We start from the raw sequence: 24,705 nt of genomic DNA on the forward strand, positions 1-24,705 counted from the left end.
GCTCTACAGCTTCGAGATGTCGACGACGAAGCGGTAGCGCACGTCGCTGGCGAGCACGCGCTCGTAGGCCTCGTTGATGTACTCGGGGTCGATGACCTCGATCTCAGGCGTCACGCCGTGGTCGGCGCAGAAGTCCAGCATCTCCTGGGTCTCGGCGATGCTACCGATCAGCGAACCCGACAGGCTGCGCCGCCAGCCCGCCAGCGGGAACGCCGGCACCGCCATCGCGTGCTCGGGGATGCCGAGTTCGACCATGGTGCCGTCGACGTCGAGCAGCTTGAGGTACTGGCCGAGGTCGAGGTTGGCCGAGACGGTGTTGATGATCAGGTCGAAGCCATCGCGCAGCACCTTGAAGGTGTTGGGGTCGGAGGTCGCGTAGTAGTGGGCGGCACCCAGGCGCAGCCCGTCCTCCATCTTCTTCAGCGACTGCGACAGCACCGTCACCTCGGCGCCCAGCGCCGCGCCCAGCTTGACGCCCATGTGCCCGAGCCCGCCGAGGCCGATGATGGCCAGCCGGGTCGTCTTGCCGGCTTTCCAGTGCCGCAGCGGGGAGTAGAGCGTCACACCCGCGCACAGCAGCGGCGCCGCCTTGTCCAGCGGCAGCGCGTCGGGGATGCGTAGCACGTAGTTCTCGTCGACGACGATCGCGCTGCTGTAGCCGCCCTGGGTGGGCTGGCCGTCCTTGTCGACGCCGTTGTAGGTGGCCATCGACCCGCGCTTGCAGTACTGCTCCAGGCCGGCCAGGCAGCTGCTGCACTCGCGGCAGGAGTCGACGAAGCAGCCCACGCCGACGCGGTCGCCCACCTTGTGCCTGGTGACCGCCGAACCCACCGCGGTCACCACACCGGCGATCTCGTGGCCCGGCACCAGCGGGTAGGTGGGCTCGCCCCACTCGGCCTTGACGGTGTGGATGTCCGAGTGGCAGATCCCGGCGAATTTGATGTCGATCGCCACGTCATGCGGGCCCGGCTCGCGACGGGTGATGGTGGTCTTGGTCAGCGGTGCGGTCGCCGACGTGGCGGCGTACGCGGAAACAGTGCTCATTTGGGAATCCTCTTCGAAAGTTCGTCCGGGAAAAAGTTTAGCTAAGGTAACGGTTTCGGGCCAACCGCGGCGGGTGTGATCTGCGCTGCAGCCGAGTGTGAAACCACGGCTTCGGGTGTGCGTGCAGGGCGGGAATCCGGCCGGGTTTGCCGCCAGGGCTTCACACTGAAAGCCCACGATTCACACTCAACGTCCGGGCGAGCCGTCTAGTTGATCGGTGCGTTGACCAGCCGCAGGTCGTCGACGATGCCGCGGGCCGCGATCAGACCCTCACCGGTCTGCCAGATCTCGTCGTTGACGACGTAGACGCGGTTGTCCCGCGTGGCCGACAGCTTGCGCCACGCGCCGCTGTCCAGCACGGTGGCGGCGCGCGCGGCGGCGCCCGGGCCGGCGCACGACACATAGACGACGTCGGCGTCGGCGGCCGAGAGGTCCGGGTTCTTCGCGAGGTCGGCGTCGGTGGCGGCGATCTCGAGGTAGGGCTTGTCGGTGAAGCGCTGGGCGGCGGGGCGGTCCGCGCCGACCGCGCCGAGCACGCTGGCCGGGAAGTTGTCGGCGCCGTAAACGCGGATGGTGTCGGTGGTCAGCCGCACGATGGACGCCTGGAAGTGCGACGCGTCATGGCTGGTCCCGATCTGGGTGGCCCGCTGGGTGAAACCGCCCAGCAGCGCGTCGACGGCCGCGCCGCGGGCGGTGGCGGCGCCGACGCCGCGCAGGTTGTCCTGCCAGGCGGCGCCCGGGGCGGCCGTGAAAAGCGTCGGGGCGATCGCGGCCAGCTGCGGGTACAGCTTCGGGGTCAGGCCCTGCGACCCGAGGATCAGGTCGGGATGCAGAGCGGTGATGGCGCCCAGGTCGGGGTTGGTGCGGGTGCCGGCGCCGGGCAGCCCGTGCACCGCGCCGCCCAGGTACGACGGCTGGCCCGACGCGCCGTCCGGCAGCGCGGCGCCGACCACCCGCGACTGCAGGCCCAGCGCGCACAGGGCGTCGAGCTGGTCACCGGAGAGCACCACGATGCGCCGCGCCTCGGCGGGGACCGCGACCGTGTCGGGGGTGACGCCGGCGGCGTTGCGGGCCTCGCGGGTCGCCGGGCCCTCGTCGGCCGGGGCGGCGTCGCGCGCACACGACTCGTCGGGGCGCCGATCGTTGCCGAGCACGCCGGCCCCGGCGATCTGGGTGGTGGGCGTCACCAGCGACGGGGACGACGCTTTGGAGCCGTCGGAGCCGCATCCGCCGCAGAGCATAACGGCCGCGGCCAGAACGGCGGCGGCCCCGGTCGATTGCCTGCCGAACACGTTCCCGACGCTAACATCCGGCCAGCTTGGCAACGGCCAGCGGACAATTCGTCAGACATGTGCCGGATTGACCTGCCCAGTGCGGGGACCGCGGTTCTAACCGCCGGAGTCGGCCAGGCGAAAGTCCAGTTCTCGGGGTTGTCGGTGGTCTTTCTTAAGGTGCGAGGTATGTCAGAGCGCTGGCGGGGCTGCGCCCAGGGCGTGGTGTCATTACGCAGGCCGCGTCTGGTGCGCGGCTGCATCGAGAGCGACTCGACGTGGTGAAGGCCTGATGAGACGCACATACGTGTTTTTGTTGCGTCCGACGGCACGTCAGCACACCGCGTTGGCGGCGTGTCTGGAATCGCATCGCGAGTTGTATAACGCGGCGCTGCAAGAGCGTCGAGATGGGTGGGCGCACGGCAAAACGCGGGTTCGCTACGGGGACCAGTCGGCACAACTAAGCGAGATCCGGGCGCTGCGCCCGGATGTAGCAGTTTGGTCGTTTTCAAGCCAGCAAGCCACCTTGCGCCGATTGAACAAGGCGTTTGCCGCGTTTTTCCGGCGAGTCAAGATAGCCAAACGCGGTGTCAAAGCTGGCTATCCCCGCTTCAAGGGCGCGGGTCGGTTCCACAGCGTGGAGTGGCCGAAAGACGGCGACGGCGCCCGCTGGCTGCCTGATCAACGGCGGGTCTATCTGCAAGGCATCGGAGAGGTTAAGGTCCACTTGCACCGCAAAGTGGTGGGCCGGGTGAAGACAATCCAGATCAAACGCCAAGGGCGTCGCTGGATGCTGGCGCTCTCTTGCGATGATGTCCCGACAAATCCGCTGCCCGCAACCGGCTGCCATGCAGGAATCGATCTCGGCATCGTCAGTTTCGCCACCATCAGCGACGGCGAGCACATCGACAACCCCCGTTGGGGACGCGTCGCCGCTGATCGGCTGGGCGCAGCACAGCAGCGGCTTGCCCGTGCCAAGCGTGGTTCGAAGAACCGTGTATTGCGCCGAAACACGGTTGCGGCGCGGCACCGCAAAATTGCAAATCAGCGTAAGGACTTTCACCATAAGCAGGCTCGCGCTCTCGTGGAGCGGTACGACCTGCTGGTGGTAGAGAATCTGCGGATCGCCAACATGGTGCGGCGGCCGAAGCCTGTGGCCGATCAGGAAAGCCCAGGGCAGTTTCTAACCAACGGTGCCCGGGCTAAATCCGGGCTCAATAAGAGTATCGGTGACGCTGGCTGGGGTGGCTTCGTCTCGATTCTGCGCGCCAAAGCGGAGGAAGCTGGGCGTACCTGGATCGCTGTCGACCCCCGGCACACTTCCGATGGCTGCGAACAATGCGGCCATGTCGCCGCTGGAAACCGCGTCAACCAAGCGGAGTTTGAATGCCAACGATGCCTGCATCGTGCCCCTGCAGACGAACATGCCGCACGCAACATCCTCAGGGCCGGACTGGCCCTTCACGCCCAGAAGGCGGGAGAACAGGTCGGCGGTTGCACACCGCCGGAGAAGTCACTTACGACAGTTTGTAGGACCAACCCTGACGGCGAGTTCCACGGAGGCTAAGATTCGAGTCAATACTGGGTTCGGGCCCTGTCCGATACGGATGTTTGGAGGAGCTGTTGACAGCCGAAGCCCCCCCGTTGGGAGAACTCGAGGCCGTCCGTCCGTACCCGGCCCGGACCGGTCCCAGAGGGAACCTCGTCTACAAGCTGATCACCACGACCGATCACAAGCTGATCGGCATCATGTACTGCGTCACGTGCTTCATCTTCTTCTTCATCGGCGGCCTGCTGGCGCTGTTGATGCGGACGGAGCTGGCCGCGCCGGGGCTGCAGTTCCTGTCGAATGAGCAGTTCGACCAGCTGTTCACCATGCACGGCACGATCATGCTGCTGTTCTATGCCACCCCGATCGTGTTCGGGTTCGCCAACCTGGTGCTGCCGCTGCAGATCGGCGCACCCGACGTGGCGTTCCCGCGGCTGAACGCGTTTTCGTTCTGGCTGTTCCTGTTCGGCGCCACGCTGGCGATGGCCGGCTTCATCACCCCGGGCGGGGCCGCTGACTTCGGCTGGACGGCCTACACGCCGCTGTCCGACGCCATCCACTCGCCCGGCGCCGGGGGCGACCTGTGGATCATGGGCCTGGCGGTGGCCGGTTTGGGCACCATCCTGGGTGCGGTCAACATGATCACGACCGTCGTGTGCATGCGCGCGCCCGGCATGACGATGTTCCGGATGCCGATCTTCACCTGGAACATCCTGGTGACGTCGATCCTGGTGCTGATCGCCTTCCCGTTGCTCACCGCGGCGCTGTTCGGGCTGGCCGCCGACCGCCACCTCGGCGCCCATGTCTACGACCCGGCCAACGGCGGAGTCCTGTTGTGGCAGCACCTGTTCTGGTTCTTCGGCCACCCCGAGGTGTACATCATCGCGCTGCCGTTCTTCGGCATCGTCACCGAAGTATTCCCGGTGTTCTCCCGCAAGCCGGTCTTCGGTTACACCACGCTGGTGTACGCGACGCTGTCGATCGCGGCGCTGTCGGTGGCGGTGTGGGCGCACCACATGTTCGCCACCGGAGCCGTGCTGCTGCCGTTCTTTTCGTTCATGACCTACCTGATCGCCGTGCCGACGGGAATCAAGTTCTTCAACTGGATCGGCACGATGTGGAAGGGCCAGTTGACATTTGAGACGCCGATGCTGTTCTCGGTCGGCTTCGCGGTCACGTTCCTGCTGGGCGGCCTGACCGGTGTGCTGCTGGCCAGCCCGCCGCTGGACTTCCACGTGACCGACACCTACTTCGTCGTCGCGCACTTCCACTACGTGCTGTTCGGCACCATCGTGTTCTCCACGTTCGCCGGCATCTACTTCTGGTTTCCGAAGATGACCGGCCGGCTGCTCGACGAGCGACTGGGCAAGCTGCACTTCTGGCTGACATTCATCGGTTTTCACACCACGTTCCTGGTGCAGCACTGGCTGGGCGACCAGGGCATGCCGCGTCGTTACGCCGACTACCTGCCCACCGACGGCTTCCAGCCGCTGAACATCACCTCCACGATCGGCGCATTCATTCTCGGCGCGTCGATGTTCCCCTTCGTGTGGAACGTGTTCAAGAGCTGGCGCTACGGCGAGGTCGTGACCGTCGACGACCCGTGGGGCTACGGCAACTCGCTGGAGTGGGCGACCAGCTGCCCGCCGCCGCGGCACAACTTCACCGAGCTGCCCCGGATCCGTTCGGAGCGCCCGGCTTTCGAGCTGCACTACCCGCACATGGTGGAGCGGCTGCGCTCCGAGGCGCACGTCGGGCGCCACGCCACGGCGCTGGAGTCGCCGAAGGGGTTCGGCCCGCGGACCGAACCGGACCGCTCGACGCATGACCAGTAGCGGCGCCGAACGGCCCTGAGTCGCGAGTGAACTCCCCACTCAAGGTGTCGGTGCTGATCACCGTCACCGGCGTGGATCAGCCCGGCGTGACGTCGGCGCTGTTCGAGGTGCTCTCCCAGCACGGGGTCGAGCTGCTCAACGTCGAACAGGTCGTCATCCGGGGCCGCCTCACGCTCGGAGTCCTGCTGTCCTGCCCGCCCGAGATCGCCGACGGCGGCGTGTTGCACCGCGACGTCGAATCCGCCATCCGCGCACTGGGTTTGGATGTCACCATCGAACGCAGCGACAACGGGCCGATCATCCGGGAGCCCTCAACGCACACCATCTTCGTGCTGGGCCGGCCGATCACGGCCCACGCGTTCGGCGCGGTGGCCCGGGAGGTCGCGGCGCAGGGCGTCAACATCGACCTCATCCGCGGTGTCTCCGACTACCCGGTGACCGGCCTGGAGCTGCGGGTCTCGGTGCCGTCGGGAGCCGACGGCGCCCTGCGCAACGTGCTGACCCGGGTGGCGGGCGAGGAGAGCGTCGACGTCGCGGTCGAGGATTACAGCCTGGAACGGCGGGCCAAGCGCCTGGTGGTGTTCGACGTCGACTCGACGCTGGTGCAGGGCGAGGTCATCGAGATGCTGGCGGCCCGGGCCGGTGCCCAGGGCGCCGTCGCCGCCATCACCGAGGCCGCGATGCGCGGTGAGCTGGACTTCGCGCAGTCGCTCGAGCAGCGGGTGGCCACGCTGGCCGGCCTGCCCGCCACGGTGATCGACGAGGTGGCCGAGCAGCTGGAACTGATGCCCGGCGCCCGGACCACGCTAAGGACGTTGCGGCGCTTGGGTTTTCACTGCGGTGTGGTGTCCGGGGGGTTCCGGCGGATCATCGAGCCGCTGGCCGAGGAGCTGTCGCTGGACTATGTGGCGGCCAACGAGCTGGAGATCGTCGACGGGACGCTCACCGGCCGGGTCGTCGGCCCGATCATCGACCGGGCCGGCAAGGCCCGGGCCCTGCGGGAGTTCGCGCAGCGGGCCGGCGTGCCGATGGCCCAGACCGTCGCCGTCGGCGACGGCGCCAACGACATCGACATGCTGGCCGCGGCCGGGTTGGGGGTGGCGTTCAACGCCAAGCCCGCGCTGCGTGAGGTCGCCGACGCCTCGCTGAGCCACCCCTACCTGGACACGGTCCTGTTCCTGCTGGGCGTGACGCGCGGGGAGATCGAGGCCGCCGACGCGGTCGACGGGCAGGTGCGCCGCGTGGAGATCCCGCCGGATTAATGCCGCCGGCGGTACGGCACGATGGTCGGGTGCCCGAAATCGGAAGTGAGGCAGCCGACCCCGACCTGCTGATCGACTTCAGAGACGTGGCGCTGCGCCGCGGCGGACGCACCCTGGTCGGGCCGCTGGATTGGGCGGTCGAACTCGACGAACGCTGGGTGATCATCGGGCCCAACGGGGCAGGCAAGACCTCGCTGCTGCGCATCGCGGCGGCCGCCGAGCACCCGTCGTCGGGCGTGGCGTTCGTGCTGGGCGAGCGGCTGGGCCGCGTCGACGTCTCCGAGCTGCGCTCGCGAATCGGACTGAGCTCGTCGGCGCTGGCGCAGCGGGTGCCCGGCGACGAACTGGTGCGCGACCTCGTCGTGTCGGCCGGCTATGCGGTGCTGGGTCGCTGGCGTGAGCGCTACGAGGACGTGGACTACGGCCGGGCGGCCGACATGCTGGAAAGCCTTGGCGCCGAACATCTGGCGGACCGCACCTACGGCACGCTGTCGGAAGGCGAACGCAAGCGAGTGCTGATCGCCCGCGCGCTGATGACCGATCCCGAGCTGTTGCTGCTCGACGAGCCCGCCGCGGGGCTGGACCTGGGCGGCCGCGAGGAGTTGGTGGCCCGGCTGGCCGACCTGGCCGCCGACCCGGACGCGCCCGCGCTGGTGCTGGTCACCCACCACGTCGAGGAGGTTCCGCCCGGCTTCAGCCACTGCATGCTGCTCTCGGAGGCCCGGGTGGTGGCCGCGGGCCTGCTACCCGATGTGCTGACCGCCGAGAACCTGTCCACCGCGTTCGGCCAGTCGATCGCGTTGGACGCCGCCGACGGGCGGTATTTCGCCCGCCGCATCCGCACCCGCGCAGCCCACCGGAGGCAGCTATGACGTCACCGCAGGAGCCGCCGCCGCTGGTGCCCCGGCCGGCCGCGACCGTGATGCTGGTCCGCGAAACCTCGGCGAAAGACCTGGCCGTCTTCCTGATGCGACGGCACTCGCAGATGGAGTTCGCCGCCGGGGTGATGGTGTTTCCCGGTGGCGGCGTCGACGACCGCGACCGTAACGCCGAGATCGCGTGGGCCGGGCCGCCGCCGCAGTGGTGGGCGCGGCGCTTCGGCATCGAGCCCGACCTGGCCGAGGCGCTGGTGTGCGCGGCCGCGCGGGAGACGTTCGAGGAATCGGGGGTGCTGTTCGCGGGCCCGGCCGATGACCCGGACGGGATCGTCGGGGATGCGTCGGTGTACCGCGACGCCCGCCACGAGCTGGCCACGGGCGCGCTGTCCTTCGCGGACTTCCTGCGCCGCGAGAAGCTGGTGTTGCGCTCGGATCTGCTGCGGCCCTGGGCCAACTGGGTCACCCCGGAGGCCGAGCGCACCCGCCGCTACGACACCTACTTCTTCGTCGGCGCCCTGCCGGCCGGCCAGCGCGCCGACGGGGAGAACACCGAATCCGACCGGGTCGGCTGGACGACGCCGCAGGCCGCCATCGACGACTTCGCCGCCGGGCGCAGCTTCCTGCTGCCACCGACCTGGACGCAGCTGGACTCGCTGGCCGGCCGCAGCGTCGCCGACGTGCTGGCCGTCGAGCGCCAGGTCGTCGCGGTGCAGCCGCACCTCGAAATCCAGGGCGACAACTGGATTTTCGAGTTCTTCGACTCCGACCGCTACCACCAGGCCCGGGAAGCCGGCGGGATGGGGTGGACGTTTTGAGCGAGTTCGTGTCCGTCGTGGTCAGCGACGGCTCGCGGGACGCCGGCCTGGCCATGCTGCTGCTGTCGCGCCCGCCGACCAACGCGATGACCCGGCAGGTCTACCGCGAGATCGTGGCCGCGGCCGACGAGCTGGGGCGCCGCGACGACGTCGCCGCGGTGATCGTCTTCGGCGGCCACGAGATCTTCTCCGCCGGCGACGAGATGGGCGAGCTGCGCACGCTGACCCCACCGGAGGCCGAGACCGCCGACCGCGTGCGCCGCGCGGCCGTCGACGCCGTGGCGGCCATCCCGAAGCCGACCGTGGCCGCGATCACCGGCTACGCGCTGGGCGCCGGGCTGACGCTGGCCCTGGCCGCCGACTGGCGGGTGGCCGGCGACAACGCGAGGTTCGGCGCCACCGAGATTCTGGCCGGGCTGGTTCCCGGCGGCGGGGGAATGGCGCGGCTGGCCCGGGCGGCCGGGGCGAGCAAGGCCAAGGAGCTGGTGTTCAGCGGGCGCTTCGTCGACGCCGAGGAGGCCCTGGCGCTGGGGCTGATCGACGAGATGGTGGGCCCCGACGACGTCTACGACGCCGCCGCGGCGTGGGCGCGCCGCTTCCTCGACGGGCCGCCGCACGCGATGGCCGCCGCCAAGGCCGGCATCAACGCTGTTTTCGACCGGGAACCGGAAGCCCACTAGGCTGCCCTGCATGACGACGAGTACCGACCTCCCCGGCGACGCCGTTCCCAACCCGCACGCCACCGCAGAACAGGTGGAAGCGGCGCGACACGACAGCAAGCTCGCCCAGGTGCTCTACCACGACTGGGAGGCCGAGAGCTACGACGAGAAATGGTCGATCTCCTACGACCAGCGCTGCGTCGAGTACGCCCGGCACTGCTTCGACGCCGTCGTGCCCGACGAGGTCATCCACGAGCTGCCCTACGAACGGGCACTGGAACTGGGCTGCGGAAGCGGATTCTTCCTGCTCAACCTGATCCAGGCCGGGGTGGCCCGGCGCGGGTCGGTCACCGACCTCTCGCCCGGCATGGTCAAGGTCGCCACCCGCAACGGGCAGTCGCTGGGGCTGGACATCGACGGCCGGGTGGCCGACGCCGAGGGCATCCCGTACGACGACGACACCTTCGACCTCGTGGTGGGACACGCGGTGCTGCATCACATCCCCGACGTCGAGCTGTCGCTGCGTGAGGTGCTGCGGGTGCTGAAGCCCGGCGGCCGGTTTGTGTTCGCGGGCGAGCCCACCAACGTCGGCAACGGGTACGCCCGTGCGCTCGCCGACCTGACGTGGAATATCACCATTCGCGCGGTAAAGCTGCCCGGGCTGAGCGCCTGGCGCCGCCCGCAGGCCGAGATCGACGAGAACTCGCGTGCGGCGGCCCTGGAGTGGGTGGTCGACCTGCACACCTTTGCACCGAAAGATCTGGAGCGAATGGCGACCAGCGCCGGCGCCGAGCAGGTCGAGACCGCCACCGAGGAGTTCACTGCCGCGATGCTCGGGTGGCCCTTGCGCACCTTCGAGTCGACGGTGCCGCCGGGCAAGCTGGGCTGGGGGTGGGCCAAGTTCGCCTTCACCGGCTGGAAGACCCTGAGTTGGGTGGACGCCAACATCTGGCAGCACCTGGTGCCGAAGGGCTGGTTCTACAACGTGATGGTCACCGGGGTCAAACCCTCCTGAACCGCGCTTTCGCAGGGCTGCGGTTCAGCGGCGGCGACGTCGCTTACCTGCGCTCGGAGCCCGGCGCCGCGGCGCTGGCCTGCATTGCCGAGCTCGAGCTGAGCGACGCCACCCGGCTCGCCGACACCGCGACAGCGCGCGCCCGGTTCGGCGACAGGGCGCCGGCGCTGGTCGAGACGACGCTGCTGCGCCGCCGGGCGGTGGAAAAACTGGGGGAGCTGGGGGTCTCCGGCTGGCTGTTCACCGACGAGGCGCTGCAGCAGGCCACCGCGGCGCCGGTCGCGCTGCACCGGGCCGAGCGGCTGGCCGGCCGGCTGGTGCACGACGCGACCTGCTCGATCGGCACCGAGCTGGCCGCGCTGCGGGCGCGGGGGATTCGGGCGGTGGGCAGCGACATCGACCCGGTGCGGCTGGCGATGGCGCGCCACAACCTGGGGTCCGGTGCCGGGCTGTGCCGCGCGGACGCCCTGCACCCGGTGACCCGCGACGCGGTGGTGCTCGTCGACCCGGCGCGCCGCAGCGGCGGGCGGCGGCGGTTCGGGATCGAGGACTACCGGCCCGGGCTTCCCGCGCTGGCCGACGCCTATCGGGGCCGGGACCTCGTCGTAAAGTGCGCTCCCGGAATCGATTTCGAGCAGGTGCGGCGGCTGGGTTTCGACGGCGAGATCGAGGTGACGTCGTATCGCGGGTCGGTGCGGGAGGCGTGCTTGTGGCCGGCCGGGCTGACGTCCCCGGGGGTGCACCGGCGGGCGAGCGTGCTGGATCTCGGCGAGCACCTCACCGACGCCGAACCCGACGAGTGCGGAGTGCGACCGGCCGGACGCTGGATCGTCGACCCCGACGGCGCCGTCGTGCGCGCCGGCCTGGTGCGCCACTACGGCGCGCGGCACGGGCTGTGGCAACTCGACCCCGACATCGCCTACCTGTCCGGGGATGGGCTGCCTCCCGGGGTGCGCGGCTTCGAGGTGCTCGAGCAGCTGGCGTTCGACGAGCGCCGGCTGCGCCGGGCCCTGGCGGCACTGGACTGCGGGACGCTGGAGATCCTGGTCCGCGGCGTGCGCATGGACCCCGACGCGCTGCGGCGACGGCTGCGCCCGCGCGGCGGGCGGTCGCTTTCGGTGGTCATCGCCCGCCTCGGCTCGGGGGCCGCCGGGCATGCGACGGCGTTCGTGTGTCGTCCCTCCCGGTAGGCTGGCTGCATCACTCAGGCGCCCCGCCCTTTGATCTGCGAGGACAATCCGACGATGCGTTACCTGTTGTTAGCGACCGCGGCGCTGGCCGCCGCGGTCCTGCCGACCTGGCCCGCGGTTGCCGAGCCGTCGTGTGCAGCCCTGGGCGGCACGGTCGAGGCCGGGCAGCTGTGTCACGTGCACGCCACCGGCCCGACCTACATGCTCAACATGACGTTTCCCGCCGACTATCCCGACGAGCAGGCGCTGGCCGACTACATCACGCAGAACCGCGACGGGTTCGTCAACGTCGCGCAGGCGTCCGGCGCGCGTGACCAGCCCTACCAGATGGAGGCGTCCACCGAGCAGCACACCGCCGGCCAGCCGCCGCCCGGCACGCGCAGCGTGGTGCTCAAGTTCTTCCAGGACGTCGGCGGATCGCGCACGTCGACCTGGTACAAGGCGTTCAACTACAACCTCGGGGCCAAGCGGCCCATCACATTCGACAATCTGTTCGCCCCCGGCGCGGCGCCGCTGGACGCCATCTTCCCGATCGTTCAGCGCGACTTGGAGCGGCAAAGCCCGTTGGGCGCAGCGATTCTGCCGTCGACCGGGCTCGACCCGTCGCACTACCAGAACTTCGCGATCACCGACGACCAGCTGATCTTCTACTTCGCCCCGGGGGAGATGCTGCCGGCGTTCGCCGGCGCGGCGCAGGCGTCGGTGCCGCGCAATGCCATTCCGCCGCTGGCGATTTAGCGTTCAGGACGGCGCGAAGCAGTAGACCTGGCCGTCGCTGGTGGCGGCCACCACCCGGCGATCGTTGCCGACCGACACCCCGACGGGATAACCCGTGGCGGCCGGCAGCGGATAGCTGCCCAGGGTGTGACCGTTCGCGGGATCGAAGACCAGCAGCGACATGCCGGGCGCGCCGTTGGCGGGCGGGCCGCCGACGACGGCGTAGCCGACCCCGCCGCCGGCCAGACCGGCCGACGACAGCGGCGTGACGTCGTCGCGGCGCCACATCGCGTCGGCGTGGTCGCCGGCATCCTTGAACGCCGCCAGGCGGGTGTCGGGGCCGCCGCCGGACACGATCAGCCCCTGCGGGGTGACCGCGGGCGGCGTTTGCGCCAAAAAGCCCAGCGGCGCAGACCATTTCACCTTCCCGTCGGCGGCGCGCAGCGCCCACAGCCGTCCGTCGCGGCCGTTGACGTAGACGGTCACCCCGTCGGCGGACAACACCGGGCTGGCGATCACGCCGGCGGCCACCGCATCGCTCGTCCACTCCCGGCTCAGCAACGGCGACTGACCCGCGTGATACTTCAGCCCGACCAGCCCGGCCGCCGTCGCGCCGGGCTGCCAGACGGCGAGCACCGCCGTCCCGGTCGCCGCCGAGAACGCCGGCGCCGTCGCGACCGGGCAGCCCGGCCGCGCCGGGGCGCAATCGGAAAGTCCGCGCGTCGCGTCGGTGGGATCGACGCCGTCGACCAGATCGAGCGGGCTGCCGGCGACCTCGCCGCGGTGGGAGTCGAACACCAGCACCTGGCCCAGGTGCGTGGCGACGAGCAGCTGGCCGTGCCCGAGAAACCTTGGGGTGGTGGGCATTCCGATCACCGGCCGGCGCCACCGCGTCCACTGGGTCATCGGGAACGATAAAAACGTCCCCGGCTGGCCGACGTAGAGGTTGTCGAAGCCGTCGAACAGCGGGCCGGCGAAGCCGCCGCCCTGCACCAGCCGGACACACCAGCGCTGGCGGCCGTTGGCGTTGTTCTCCCACTCCATCAGCGAGCATCCACCCGAGGTCTGCCCGTTGAGCGCGAGGTAGCCGCGCGCGCTCAGCGCCGCGCCGGCCGCCAGGCTGCCCTTGACCGATCGCGTCCACTGCAGCGAGAGCTTGGTGGCGCCGGCCGTCGCGGTGTAGCTGCTGTTGGCGGCGTCGCCGTAGGGCGCGGGCCAGCCCCGCGCGGCCGACGCGTCGACCCACGAGTCGGTGTTGCCACAACCCCCGAGCCCGATGGCGAGCGCGGCCGCCAGCGCGGCGCTCGACCCGCGCCGAAGCCCGCGCGGGAGATGTCGGGCAAGCACCTCGGGGTTCCAAATCCTTTACACCGGCGATCGAGTACAGGTGAGGGTAACCCGCGACGCCTCCGATAGGCTTTCCGGCCATGACGAGCATGTGGAATGCTCCGCTCCACCGCCGCTGGCGGGGATCGACGCTGCGGGACCCCCGCCAAGCGCGGTTCCTGACGCTGGCGTCGCTGAGATGGGTGCTGGCCAACCGGGCCTACACCCCGTGGTACCTGGTGCGTTACTGGCGGCTGCTGAAGTTCAAGCTGGCCAACCCGCACATCATCACGCGCGGCATGGTGTTCTTGGGCAAGGGTGTGGAGATCCACGCGACGCCCGAATTGGCGGAGCTGGAAATCGGGCGCTGGGTGCACATCGGGGACAAGAACACCATCCGCGCGCACGAGGGCTCGCTGCGGTTCGGCGACAAGGTGGTGCTGGGCCGCGACAACGTGATCAACACCTACCTCGACATCGAGCTCGGCGACTCCGTGTTGATGGCCGACTGGTGCTATGTCTGCGATTTCGACCACCGCATGGACGACATCACCCTTCCGATCAAGGATCAGGGCATCGTCAAGTCTCCGGTGCGGATCGGGCCCGACACCTGGGTCGGGGTCAAGGTGACGGTGCTGCGCGGCACGGCCATCGGTCGCGGCTGCGTGCTCGGCTCGCACGCGGTGGTGCGCGGCGTCGTCCCCGACTACTCGATCGCCGTCGGCGCGCCGGCCAAGGTGGTCAAGAACCGGCAGTTGTCCTGGGAGAGTTCGGCCGCCCAGCGCGCCGAGCTGGCCGCCGCGCTGGCCGACATCGAACGCAAGAAGGCGGCGCGGTAGCGGGCCGTCGCTGACGTCCACGAGCCCGGGCAATTCCGGTCAGTTGTCTTACCGCCTTCCCGCCGCGTCAAGGCCGGGAAAGCCGTGCCCCGATCTCCTGGTGGCGAGCGGACCCGACGTTGTACGTTTCTATGAGTTTCCTAAAGGGGTGTTGACCGGCTTTCGAGGGGAGAACCAATGAGCTTTTCCGTGTGGCCGCCCGAGGTCAATTCGCTACTGCTGCTCGACGGCCCGGGTCCGGGACCGATGCTGGAGGCGGCCGCGGCCTGGGACGGGGTCGGCAGCGAGCTGAGTTCGGCGGCGAACGCGTTCAGTTCGGTGACCTCGGACCTGACGGGCGCGGCCTGGCAGGGCCCGGCGTCGGCGTCGATGACGACCGCGGCCGTCCGCTACGTGGACTGGCTGGGCGGGGCCGCCGCCCGGGCCGAGCAGTCGGCCGCCCAGGCCCGCGCGGCGGCCACCGCGTACGAGTCGGCGCTGGCGACGATCGTGGACCCCGCGATGATCTCGGCCAACCGCGGCCAGTTCGTGTCGCTGGTGATGTCGAACCTGTTCGGCCAGAACGCCCCGGCGATCGCGGCCGCCGAGGCCACCTACGAGCAGATGTGGGCCCAGGACGTCGCCGCGATGGGCGGCTACCACGCCAGCGCGTCGGCGACGGTCGCGCAGCTGGCCTCGTGGGAGCAGGCGCTGGAGAACCTGCCCGCCGAGTTCGCCAAGGCGCTCGGGAACGGATTCGCCCTCGTCGAGCAGGAAATCCAGCAGGCCCCGACCACGGCGATCAACGGGTTCACCCGGGTGGGCGACACGATCTTCAACGGGATCTTCGGGCTGCGCGCGGACCCGCCGTTCGCGGCGAACCAGACCGGCGCCTACAGCGGCACCCCCTCGCTGGTGACCAGGCTCGAAGAGGCCGCGCTGTATCCGGTAAAGCCGTTCCTGGCCTTCTCCGGGCTCGACACGATGATCTCGTCGCCGAGTTCCCCACTGCTGCAGCTGTTTACCGGCAACATCCCCGGCCTGGATTTCTTCATCGGCAACCACCCGCCACAGTTGCTGACGCTGCTGATGGGCGAAACGGTCCAGACCACCACATATAACGGGATGCCGGTCGTGCAGCTCACGCCGGCCCATCCGACCGGCGACTACGTGGTCGCCATTCACGGCGGCGCTTTCATCTTCCCGCCGTCGATCTTCCACTGGCTGCAGTACACCGTGATGGCCTACCAGACCGGCGCGACCATCGAGGTGCCGATCTACCCGCTGCTGCAGCAGGGCGGCACCGCCGGCACCGTGGTGCCCAACATGGCCGGGTTCATCTCCTCGCAGGTCGCCGCGCACGGCACCCCCCACGTCAGCGTGATCGGGGACTCCGCGGGCGGCAACCTCGCGCTGGCGGCTACCGAATACATCGCCGGCCATGTTGGCTATCAGGAGCCGTCGTCGATGGTGCTGCTGTCGCCGTGGCTGGACCTGGGAATGACCAACCCCGCCATCGGGCTGGTCCAGGATCCCCTGCTTCCCGTTGGGGCGGGGCAACTGATCGGCAAGGCGTGGGCGAACGGTCTTTCCATCACCAACCCGATGGTGAGCCCCCTGTACGGGAACCTCAGCGGACTGCCGAAGACGTATGTCTACACGGGCAACCTGGATTCGCTCTCCCCCGACGCGCTGGTCCTGCAGCAGCTGGCCGCGCAGGCGGGGGCGCCGTTCAACTTCGTGCTGGGCAACGGCGAGATCCACGACTGGGTGATCCTCACCCTCGACGGCCCGCAGTACTGGGCACAGATCGACCAGGAGCTCGGCTTGGTGGCCTGACGGTCCTTGACCGCGCGGATTGCCGCGCGTCCTGGTCGTAGTGTTGAATCCGTTGTCGGTGGACGACTTCCAAAACCCGCGGCGTGGCGCGTAGGGCTGTTCGGCGATGAGCAGATCGGATCAGTTCGACTGGTTCAGCGCATACCTGGAAACCCGCGGCCTGCAGCGGGTGTGGCGGCTGGCGACGTTCGGATTCACCGCGTCGCAGGCGGCGCTCCCGCTGGTGATGCTCGCCACCCCATACGGACCCGACCATCCGGGATCCAAGGCGGTGGCGGTGGCGGCGGCCGTGCTCGGCTCCGCCGCCGCGGTTCTGTGGCTGCTGCGCTGGCCCACCCGGCGCCAGTCGATCCTGTATACGCAGGCCGCAACCGTCGCGATCGCGGCGACGTGCTTGACGCTGTCCAACCCGTACTCGGGATTGTTGGGGTGCACGACGTTTGCGGTCGTCGGTGGGTTCATCGCCTATTTCCACACGGTTGGGTATGTGATCGCCAACTTCGCCGTGGCCGCCACCTGCGCGGTGGTCCTGGCCTGTCGCCTCGTCGTGAGCACCGGCGACGTCGCGCTCACCGCGGCCTCGCTGATCACCGTCGCGGCGCTCAACGTCGGCGTGCCGTTCGGGATCGAGTTGCTGGTGCACGCGTTGCGGGCCGATTTGCGAAGTTCGGACCGCGATTCGCTCACCGGGCTGCACAACCGGCAGTCGTTCTACAGCTCGGCCTATGAGCTGATGATGCGGCAGCGCGGTTCGCCGGGCACCTACCTGGTGATCGCCTTGATCGACCTCGACAATTTCAAGCAGATCAACGACACGCAAGGGCATGCGGTCGGCGACCGGGCCCTGGTCGCGGTGGCCGCGGTCCTCAAAGAGAACTGCCGCCCGAGCGCGGTCATCGGCCGCCTCGGCGGCGAGGAATTTTTGATCGCGGATATCGATTCCACCCCGAACCCGGCCGCGCTCGCCGAGCGACTTCGCCGTGCGGTGGCTTTGACGCCGTTGCGCATCACCGCGAGCATCGGCACCGCGGGCGCCCTGGTCGGCGGCGGCCAGAGCGTCACCGACATGCAACTCATCGAAGATCTCGTCAGTACGTCGGACGCTGCCATGTATGAGGCCAAACGCGGTGGGGGCGACCGGGTTTGCCACTATTCGAACGTGGTGCGCACTCGGGACCGCCAGTGACGGCCCGCGCACTCACATGCTCTGATACCGGCGCAGCGCCTCGGCGCGCTCGGCACCGTGGTCGACGATCGGCGCCGGATACTCCTGTGGCCGTTGGCCTTTGCGCAGGTGCGGGTCGCCGGCCGCGCGCAGCTCGGGGACCCAGCGCCGGATGTAGTCGCCCGAAGGGTCGAACTTCTGGCCCTGGCTGAGCGGGTTGAACACCCGGAAGTACGGCGCGGCATCGGTGCCGCATCCCGCGCACCACTGCCAGCCGTGCTGGTTGTTGGCCATGTCGCCGTCCACGAGCTGGTCGAGGAACCACGCTGCGCCCCACTGCCACGGCAGATGCAGGTCCTTGACCAGAAACGACGCGACGATCATCCGCACCCGGTTGTGCAGGAAGCCGGTCTCGCGCAGCTGGCGCATGCCGGCGTCGACGACGGGGAACCCGGTCTGGCCGGCCTTCCAGGCCTCGAAGTGGCGGGTGGCCTCGGCGCCGGTGTCGGTCTGGATGGCGTCGAAGTTTCGGTTCCAGTTGCGCCACGCGCTGGCCGGCCAGTGGTGCAGCACGTCGGCGTAGAAGTCGCGAAACGCCAACTCCCGCAGATAGGCCCGCGCCCCGGCGCCACGCAGGTCGACGTCGGCGACCAGGGTGCGGGGATGGATGGTGCCGAACTTCAGGTGGGCCGACATGCGGCTGGTGCAGGCCAGGTCGGGCCGGTTGCGATCCGCGGCGTAGCGGTGTAAGCCGTTGTCCACGAACGACTTCCAGAGTTCGCCCGCGGACTCCTCGCCTGCCGTCACGTCGAGGGTGGCGCCGGGGTCGGGGATCTCGCACCGCTCGATCGGCAGGCGCGCCGGATCGATCCAGCGCGCGGACTCGGGCCCCGATTTCGCCGGCGACCGCCACCCGACCTCGCGCCAGCGGTGCAGGAACGGGGTGAACACCCGGTAGGGCGAGCCGTCGTTCTTGACGACGCGCCCGGGTGACACCAGGTAGGGCGAGCCCGTGGCGACCAGTGGCACGCGATCCAGTGCGGCGCGGACCTTCTCGTCGCGGCGCGTGCCGTACGGCGCGAAGTCCGCCGAGATGTGCACCGACGACGCGCCGATCTCGTTGACAATGCGGGGAATCTGGCGCTCGGGTGGTCCGCGGGTCACCAGCAGGCGGCCGTCGAGGTCGTGGCGCAGTTGCCGCAGCGAGTCGCCCAGAAACTGCAGCCGGCGTTCACCCGAGGAGGCTTCCAGCCGCGGGTCGAGGACGAAACAGGCCAGGACGTCCCCGCTTTCGGCGGCGGTGGCCAGCGCGGGGTGGTCTTTCAGCCGCAGGTCGCGGCGAAACCACAACAGCGCGACCATGATTCAGCGGTTCAGGCGCCAGATGTGAGTGGACAGCGCGGTAGCGAACCCGCACCACAACGGATACGGCGCCAGCGCCGCCCCGGCGCGCGCGTCGGCGTCGGCCGCCCGCCGGACCAGATCGGCGCTGCTGGCGGTGAGCGCCGCGGCGCCGAGGGCGGCGGCACCGAGTTTGTGGTAGCGGAAGAACAACCAACTCCATCCGGCATTGAGGACGAGGTTGGTCCCGAGGGCGGCGATGTAAGCGCGGGCCTTGTCGTCGCGGCCGGCCGCGCGGAAGTGGTCGATGGCCACCGCGGAGGTGGCTGCGATGTCGGTGTACAGGCTGGTCCACGCCACCGGGAACACCGCGCCGGGTGGCTGATAGCGCGGCTTGCGCAGGCGCGCATACCAGGCGGGGTTGCGCGCCGGACTGGCGATGCTGCCGGCCCCGGCGGCCGCCGCGACGGCCAGCGCCGTGCCGGCGAGCGTCTGCTTGTTCATGTTGCCTCCCTGGGGGTTTGGCGTTCGGGGTGGGTGGGCCACCAGATGCGGTCGCCGATGAGGGCGAACAGCGCGGGGATGACCAGGGTGCGCACGACGAAGGTGTCGAGCAGGATTCCGAGCCCGACGATGATGCCCAGTTGCGTCAGCACGATCAGCGGCAGCACCCCCAGCACACAGAAGACGGCCGCCAAAACGATTCCCGCGCTGGTGATCACACCCCCGGTGGCCGACACCGCACGGACCATGCCGGACGAGGCGCCGTGGGCGCCGGGATGTGAAGCCTCCTCGCGGGCGCGGGTGACCAAAAAGATGGTGTAGTCGACGCCGAGGGCGGCCAGAAACAGGAATGCGAACAACGGGGTGCCGTTGTCCAGCGCGGGAAATCCGAAGGCGTGCACGCTTGCCCAGCCGCCCAGGCCCAGCGCGGCCAGCGCCCCGAGGATCGTCGCGGCAAGCAGGGTCGGCGGCGCGAGCGCCGAACGCAACAGGACGTAGAGGACGGCCAGGATCACGGCCAGGATCGCCGGAATCAGCACCCGCCGGTCGTGCGTGGCGGCGTCACGGACGTCCAGCGCCTGCGCGTCGGCGCCGCCCACCAGTGCGCCGGGCGCGGCCGCCCGCGCCGAACCCCGCAGGGCCGCCACCGTTGTGAACGCGCGTGCGGACGAGGGCGGAGCGTCGATCACGACCGACCACTTCGTCAACCCGGTCGCCGAGCGGCCCGCCTCGGACGCCGAGACCACGCCCGGGGTGGACCGGATCGCCCGCTGCACCGGCTCGGCCTCGGCGGTGGGGGCGACGACCAGCGTGGGGCTGGCCGTGCCGCCCGGAAAGTGCGCGGCCAGCACGTCATAGCCGGACACCGAGTCCGCGCGGACGCGGAACTGTTCGGTCTGCGACAACCCGATTCGCGTTCCCAGCAGGCCGGTGGCCAGGGCCGCCAGGACCGCGATCGCGACGACGGCGACCACGGCCGGACGCCGGTTCACCCATTCGGCGACGCGGTGCCACGGCCCGGAATCCAGGCCGGCGCCGCCGTCGGCGCGGGGGATGAAGGGCCAGAACAGGCGCCGCCCGCACAGCGCGAGCACCGGCGGCAGCACCACCAGCACCGACACGGCGGCCACGAACAGCCCGCAGGCGGCCAGGGCGCCCAGGCTGCGGGTGCTCGGGGTCGACGCGAACAGCAGCGTCAGCAACGCCAGCACCACGGTGGCGTTGCTGGCGACGATGGCCGGCGCTGCCATGCGAACCGCCCGGCGCAGCGCTGCGCGGTGTTCCGACTCGGGCGCGCGGTTCCCGCGAGCGCCCGTGTTTGTACGCGACATGCCGGTGATTGTTGGCATTTTGGGGGCTCTCGGCGGCAATGAACTTTGCCCATGGCGCGAAAGCTCCTGCCGGTACCGGGAAATCAGCAGCAGCGCGTAGTTGGTGCCCGCCCCGAACACCAGCACGCTGGTGATCCCGGCAGTGGAGCCGTCGAAGCTCAGCCCCGTCAGCCCCGCCACCGCGGTGCCCACCGCCGTGGCGACCCGGTCGGCGAACCCGATCACCAGCAGCGGCGCCAGCCACAGCACCGGGGAGCGGTAGGTGGCGATGAGCAGCAGCGCCACCACCGACGCCGTCACGGCCAGCAGGGTGACGTTGGCGTTGGTGAACGCGTTGGCGATGTCGGCACCGAACGCCGGGCCCCCGGTGACGTGTGCCCGCAGCCCCGCGGGCAGACCCGCGCCGGCGGCGCCGCGCAGCGCGGCGACCGCGTCGTCGAGGTCCAGGCCGGACAACTCGGCGCTCACCGACACCATCCCGATAGCCGCCTTGCCGTCGGCCGAGATCCGCACCGGCGCCGCGCCGGGTTGCCGGGACAGCGCCAGCGTCCGGTCGACGGCTGCCCGTGCGGCGCCGACGTCCGCGGCGTTGAGCGCCGCTCCGTCGGCGCGGTTGACCACGACGATCAGCGGGGCCCGGCCGCCGCCGGGAAACTGGGGGGCGAGGGCGTCGAGCTTGGCGGAGTCGGACGCGGACGGCACCGACTGCGGTGCCTGACCCGCCGCCGCGTTGCCGCCGATGAACACCATGAGGGCAATACCCAGCAGAACCGCCGCCAATCCGGGCAGCCAGGAACGCCGGCCCGTCACGACGTTGGCCAGAGCGTCCCACACCACAGTCGCGATCCTTTCAGTCACTTAAACATTAATCAAATTAACAATTGCCTGGTATGCTGCGATTCTGATGACGGGTGCCACCGAGCGCGCGGGGCTGGAGGCGCTGATCGCGGCCGACGCGCGTGCCCTCACCGCCGAATCCGACCAGTTGGGTCGTGCCTTCGCCGCGGTGCATGGGTTGCGCCCCAGTGATTTTCGCGCATTGCTGCATATCCTGGTCGCCGAAACTTCGGGTACCCCGCTGACCTCGGGGGAGCTGCGGCACAAGATGGGACTGTCCGCGCCGGCGATCACCTACCTCGTCGAGCGGATGATCCGTTCCGGTCACGTTCGCCGTGACCGCGACGCCGCCGATCGCCGCAAGGTCATCCTGCGCTACGCGGGACGAAAACTGGACATGTCCGACGACTTCTTCGTCCCGCTGGCAGCCCATACCCACGCCGCTATGGCGGGGTTGCCCGACGCCGATTTGACCGCCGCGCATCGCGTGCTGGCCGCGGTGATCGATGGCATGGGGCGATTCCACTACGAAGTGGGAGTCTTTGGCGCCGGCGTGGGTACGACATAACGGTGAACGTAGAGGATCCCCGATGCGCATTTCCACTCTGAGCGCGGCCTTCGCGGCGGTCGCCGCGACGTCCGTGGTTGGTGGGCTGGCCACCCGCCCGGCGAGTCAATCGGTTTGGTACCAGAGGCTGCACAAACCGGCGTATCAGCCGCCGCGGGCGGTGTTCCCCATCGTGTGGCCGGCGCTGTACGCCGACATCGCGGTGGTGTCGGCGAACGTGGTCGACCGGCTGTGCCAGACCGGCAGCCGGCCGGCGGCCCGGCCGTATGCGATGCGGCTCGGCCTCAATCTCGTGCTGAACGCGGGCTGGTCGTGGGTGTTCTTCAATCGGCGCCGGCTGGCGGCAGCCGTCGGCCTCAACGCGGTGCTGACGCTCAGCAGCGCGGATCTGGCCCGTCGCGCCATCGCCGTCCGGGGCAGGAACGCGGCACCGCTGATGCTCTATCCCGCGTGGTGCGCGTTCGCGTCCGTGCTGTCCGCCCACATCTGGGCGTTGAACCGCGGCCGGATCGACGCGCCGTGACGCGGATTTCGTGAGGTCGCGAGCATGGCCGTGATTCTGGCTTACGGGTCGCCCGCGCTGGGGCATCTGTATCCGCTGGGAGCACTGCTGCGCGAGTTGGGCCGGCGCGGGCACGAGATTCACCTGCGCACCCTGGCCGCAGAAGTTCCCGGAATGCGCGCGATCGGCTTCCGCGCCGAGGCCGTCGATCCGCGGATCGAGGCCATCAGCGGCCGGGACTGGCTGGCGCCCAACGCGTTAGGGGTCCTCAGGCGGACCGTCGACGTGCTGTGCCGGCGCGCGGTGATCGAAGTCGACGATGTGCGACACGCGATGTCGCGGGTGCGGCCCGACGCGGTCATCGTCGATGCCAACTGCTGGGGAGCCATGTCGGCGGCCGAGACCGCTGGCGTTCCCTGGCTGGTGTTTTCACCGTTCACGCCCTACCTCAGGTCGCGTGCGGCACCGCCGTTCGGTCCCGGCCTGCGGCCGCTGCCCGGTGTGGCGGGCAACATGCGCGATGCTGCGGTGCGCCCGGTCGTGAGCCACCTCTTCGATCGCCGGATCGTGCCGCGGGTGAACGCCATCCGGAGAAGGCTCGGGGTGCCGACGGTCGCGTCGGTGGACGGGCTCATGCGCCGCGCCCCGTTGCTGCTCGCGGTCGGCGGCGAGCCGTTCGAGTACCCGCATCCGGACTGGCCCGACGTGCATTTCATCGGCGCGTGTGCGTTCGAGCCGGCGCCCGCGGCGGTCCCGGGCTGGGTGAGTGCCATCGACAGGCCGATCGTCCTGGTCAACACGTCCTCCATCGCGCAGGCGGACGCCGGGCTGGGCCGGATCGCCCTGCAGGCGTTGGCTGACGAGCCGGTCCATGTCGTCGCGACGTTTCCCGCGGGCGTGCCCGAGGGGTTGCCGCGGACAGCCAATGCCACGGTGTGCCGGTTTGTGAACCACGGTGTGGTCCTCGACCGTGCGATCTGTGCCGTCACGCACGGGGGGATGGGTACCACGGTGAAGGCGCTGGACCGTGGTATTCCGGTGTGCGCGGTGCCGTTTGCCCGCGATCAGGCGGAGGTCGCGCGCCGCGTGCAGGTCGCGGGCTGCGGCACCCGGCTGCCGGCCAGGCGGCTGACCGCGGCGCGGCTGTTGGCCGCGGTGCGGGAGGCTGCCACGATGGCCGCGGGCGCGCGACGGGTGGCCGCCGGGTTCGCCGCGACCGGCGGCGTGGCGCGCGGGGCGGACCTGGTCGAGCGGCGCTTGCCCGGTCGGGTGCTACCGCGAGGTTTTGGCGGGGTCGCCGGCGAGGTCGTCTTCGAACGATGACAGCGCCGCGATCATCGCCGTGAAGACCCGATGGGCCGCGGCGAGATCCTTGTCGGTCAAGTCCGCCATCGCCGCGTTGAGATGAACACGCAGCGGCCGGAAGAAGCCCTGCGCCAACGTCATACCGCTGTCCTCGTAGCGCAGCAGCCACTTTCGCCGGTCCTCGGGGTCGGGCTCGCGCCGAATGTGGCCGGCCTCGATCATCCGGTCGACGAGGTAGGTGATCGCGGCCGGAGACACGTCCATGCGCTGCCGCAGCTGGGCCAGCGACAGCGGTTTGCCCGCGGTCTCGCCGACCATGATGTGGAGCAGGGCGTGGAAGTCGCTGCTGCTGACGTCGTTCGTCCGGGCGAAGTGACGGCCGATGCGGTCGGATTGCGCGGTGATGGCGCGCATGTCGGCCGACAACCGCCTTTCCAGCTCGGCCCGGTCGGGCGGTGGGTCATGTGCGCGGCGCTTGGTCACCTACCCGCATCCTTCACTCAGACGTCACGGCGAACCCTACCCGAGCGCCGGGATGGTCGGCGTCACACCGGCCTCCGGGTGAGGGTGCTGCCCTCGATGCCCGCGGCCACGCCGATGTTTCGCAGCCAGGCCGATCCAGGACACGGCGGCCGCGGCGAAGGCGAGGGCCTGGGCGGCGCGGGTGCGTCCCCGCGGATAGCACACGCCGGCCACGTAGCCGTCGATGAATCCCGTTGCGGGCAGCGGCTTCATTCCGGCGCGGGCGCGCGCCCGGTCTTCCAGCGAGGTGAGCGGACACGGCCAGCGCAGCGTCACCACCGCCGCGCCCCAGCACACGGCCGCCGCGTGCAGCCAGGCGGTGCGCGGCCACCGCAGCGCCAGAAATCCGCCGGCGGGCACGTAGAGGAGGTAGGCGAAGTGTGCGCCCGCGGTAAGCCTGACGACGAACATG

At 70.0% G+C, this 24,705-nt stretch carries 22 protein-coding genes and 1 pseudogene; 15 read left to right on the plus strand and 8 right to left on the minus strand.

The genetic code is table 11. The annotated features are described in order from the left end of the window. Positions 1–3 precede the first annotated feature (3 nt). Entirely contained in the window at positions 4–1,044 is a 1,041-nt protein-coding gene (locus tag AC5Y43_RS06030; RefSeq protein ID WP_499970274.1) for an NAD(P)-dependent alcohol dehydrogenase, read from the minus strand. A 206-nt stretch (positions 1,045–1,250) separates the two neighbouring features. Next, entirely contained in the window at positions 1,251–2,285 is a 1,035-nt protein-coding gene (locus AC5Y43_RS06035) for an iron-siderophore ABC transporter substrate-binding protein (protein ID WP_499970488.1), read from the minus strand. 322 nt (positions 2,286–2,607) lie between these two features. Here AC5Y43_RS06035 and AC5Y43_RS06040 point away from each other — a divergent pair, with 322 nt between their 5' ends. From AC5Y43_RS06040 to AC5Y43_RS06080, 9 genes and pseudogenes are all read left to right on the plus strand, one after another. Further along, positions 2,608–3,882 carry an RNA-guided endonuclease InsQ/TnpB family protein gene (locus tag AC5Y43_RS06040; RefSeq protein WP_499970276.1) on the plus strand — a complete coding sequence of 425 codons (1,275 nt, stop codon included), beginning with the start codon at positions 2,608–2,610 and terminating at the stop codon, positions 3,880–3,882. A gap of 56 nt (positions 3,883–3,938) precedes the next feature. After that, on the plus strand, positions 3,939–5,699 hold the full coding sequence (gene ctaD / locus AC5Y43_RS06045) for an aa3-type cytochrome oxidase subunit I (protein ID WP_499970278.1): 1,761 nt from the start codon (positions 3,939–3,941) through the stop codon (positions 5,697–5,699). A gap of 26 nt (positions 5,700–5,725) precedes the next feature. Next, a complete protein-coding gene (gene serB / locus AC5Y43_RS06050; protein ID WP_499970280.1) occupies positions 5,726–6,961 on the plus strand; it encodes a phosphoserine phosphatase SerB in 1,236 nt (411 codons plus the stop codon). Then, the gene (locus AC5Y43_RS06055; RefSeq protein WP_499970282.1) at positions 6,961–7,833 is read left to right on the plus strand and encodes an ABC transporter ATP-binding protein; all 873 of its coding nucleotides are present in this window, start codon (positions 6,961–6,963) and stop codon (positions 7,831–7,833) included. The genes serB and AC5Y43_RS06055 overlap by 1 nt, the downstream gene beginning before the upstream one ends. After that, a complete protein-coding gene (locus tag AC5Y43_RS06060) occupies positions 7,830–8,654 on the plus strand; it encodes an NUDIX hydrolase (RefSeq protein ID WP_499970285.1) in 825 nt (274 codons plus the stop codon). The genes AC5Y43_RS06055 and AC5Y43_RS06060 overlap by 4 nt, the downstream gene beginning before the upstream one ends. Then, positions 8,651–9,322: pseudogene (locus tag AC5Y43_RS06065) on the plus strand (enoyl-CoA hydratase); the annotation flags it as partial. The gene AC5Y43_RS06060 and the pseudogene AC5Y43_RS06065, both read left to right, overlap by 4 nt. A gap of 22 nt (positions 9,323–9,344) precedes the next feature. Next, positions 9,345–10,328, plus strand: a complete 984-nt coding sequence (locus AC5Y43_RS06070; RefSeq protein WP_499970287.1) for a class I SAM-dependent methyltransferase — start codon at positions 9,345–9,347, stop codon at positions 10,326–10,328. A gap of 17 nt (positions 10,329–10,345) precedes the next feature. Next, positions 10,346–11,518 (plus strand): THUMP-like domain-containing protein, encoded by a 1,173-nt coding sequence (locus AC5Y43_RS06075; protein WP_499970489.1) that lies wholly within the window; start codon positions 10,346–10,348, stop codon positions 11,516–11,518. 54 nt (positions 11,519–11,572) lie between these two features. Continuing rightward, a complete protein-coding gene (locus AC5Y43_RS06080; RefSeq protein ID WP_499970288.1) occupies positions 11,573–12,256 on the plus strand; it encodes an esterase in 684 nt (227 codons plus the stop codon). A gap of 3 nt (positions 12,257–12,259) precedes the next feature. On the opposite strand, the gene AC5Y43_RS06085 is transcribed toward AC5Y43_RS06080, so the two are convergent. Beyond that, a complete protein-coding gene (locus tag AC5Y43_RS06085; RefSeq protein ID WP_499970290.1) occupies positions 12,260–13,582 on the minus strand; it encodes an outer membrane protein assembly factor BamB family protein in 1,323 nt (440 codons plus the stop codon). A gap of 80 nt (positions 13,583–13,662) precedes the next feature. Between AC5Y43_RS06085 and AC5Y43_RS06090 the strand changes: the two genes are divergently transcribed. The 3 genes from AC5Y43_RS06090 to AC5Y43_RS06100 all read left to right on the plus strand — a co-directional run bounded on the left by AC5Y43_RS06090 (position 13,663) and on the right by AC5Y43_RS06100 (position 17,404). After that, on the plus strand, positions 13,663–14,400 hold the full coding sequence (locus AC5Y43_RS06090) for an acyltransferase (protein ID WP_499970292.1): 738 nt from the start codon (positions 13,663–13,665) through the stop codon (positions 14,398–14,400). A 177-nt stretch (positions 14,401–14,577) separates the two neighbouring features. Continuing rightward, on the plus strand, positions 14,578–16,218 hold the full coding sequence (gene lipY, locus AC5Y43_RS06095) for a triacylglycerol lipase LipY (RefSeq protein WP_499970293.1): 1,641 nt from the start codon (positions 14,578–14,580) through the stop codon (positions 16,216–16,218). A gap of 106 nt (positions 16,219–16,324) precedes the next feature. Then, positions 16,325–17,404, plus strand: coding sequence for a GGDEF domain-containing protein (locus tag AC5Y43_RS06100; RefSeq protein WP_499970294.1), 1,080 nt, complete (start codon positions 16,325–16,327; stop codon positions 17,402–17,404). A 12-nt stretch (positions 17,405–17,416) separates the two neighbouring features. On the opposite strand, the gene AC5Y43_RS06105 is transcribed toward AC5Y43_RS06100, so the two are convergent. Genes AC5Y43_RS06105 through AC5Y43_RS06115 form a run of 3 tightly spaced genes read right to left on the minus strand, consistent with a single transcriptional unit; the run spans position 17,417 to position 21,309 of the window. Next, complete coding sequence (locus AC5Y43_RS06105; protein ID WP_499970296.1) at positions 17,417–18,745, minus strand: cryptochrome/photolyase family protein; 1,329 nt, start codon at positions 18,743–18,745, stop codon at positions 17,417–17,419. Positions 18,746–18,748: 3 nt separating this feature from the next. Continuing rightward, positions 18,749–19,228 (minus strand): TspO/MBR family protein, encoded by a 480-nt coding sequence (locus AC5Y43_RS06110; protein ID WP_499970297.1) that lies wholly within the window; start codon positions 19,226–19,228, stop codon positions 18,749–18,751. Beyond that, positions 19,225–21,309, minus strand: a complete 2,085-nt coding sequence (locus AC5Y43_RS06115) for an MMPL family transporter (RefSeq protein ID WP_499970494.1) — start codon at positions 21,307–21,309, stop codon at positions 19,225–19,227. The genes AC5Y43_RS06110 and AC5Y43_RS06115 overlap by 4 nt, the downstream gene beginning before the upstream one ends. A 154-nt stretch (positions 21,310–21,463) precedes the next feature. Between AC5Y43_RS06115 and AC5Y43_RS06120 the strand changes: the two genes are divergently transcribed. The 3 genes from AC5Y43_RS06120 to AC5Y43_RS06130 are packed head-to-tail and all read left to right on the plus strand — an operon-like array spanning position 21,464 to position 23,789. Then, entirely contained in the window at positions 21,464–21,964 is a 501-nt protein-coding gene (locus AC5Y43_RS06120) for a MarR family winged helix-turn-helix transcriptional regulator (RefSeq protein ID WP_499970299.1), read from the plus strand. Positions 21,965–21,986: 22 nt separating this feature from the next. Then, positions 21,987–22,487 carry a TspO/MBR family protein gene (locus tag AC5Y43_RS06125; RefSeq protein WP_499970301.1) on the plus strand — a complete coding sequence of 167 codons (501 nt, stop codon included), beginning with the start codon at positions 21,987–21,989 and terminating at the stop codon, positions 22,485–22,487. A gap of 24 nt (positions 22,488–22,511) precedes the next feature. Next, positions 22,512–23,789, plus strand: coding sequence for a glycosyltransferase (locus tag AC5Y43_RS06130; protein WP_499970303.1), 1,278 nt, complete (start codon positions 22,512–22,514; stop codon positions 23,787–23,789). On the opposite strand, the gene AC5Y43_RS06135 is transcribed toward AC5Y43_RS06130, so the two are convergent. After that, positions 23,739–24,254 (minus strand): MarR family winged helix-turn-helix transcriptional regulator, encoded by a 516-nt coding sequence (locus AC5Y43_RS06135; protein ID WP_499970305.1) that lies wholly within the window; start codon positions 24,252–24,254, stop codon positions 23,739–23,741. The two genes, AC5Y43_RS06130 and AC5Y43_RS06135, sit on opposite strands and share 51 nt — an antisense overlap. 36 nt (positions 24,255–24,290) lie before the next feature. Continuing rightward, the gene (locus tag AC5Y43_RS06140) at positions 24,291–24,704 is read right to left on the minus strand and encodes a DUF2784 domain-containing protein (RefSeq protein ID WP_499970307.1); all 414 of its coding nucleotides are present in this window, start codon (positions 24,702–24,704) and stop codon (positions 24,291–24,293) included. Position 24,705 lies beyond the last annotated feature (1 nt).

This window comes from Mycobacterium sp. NGS57 (assembly GCF_059812405.1).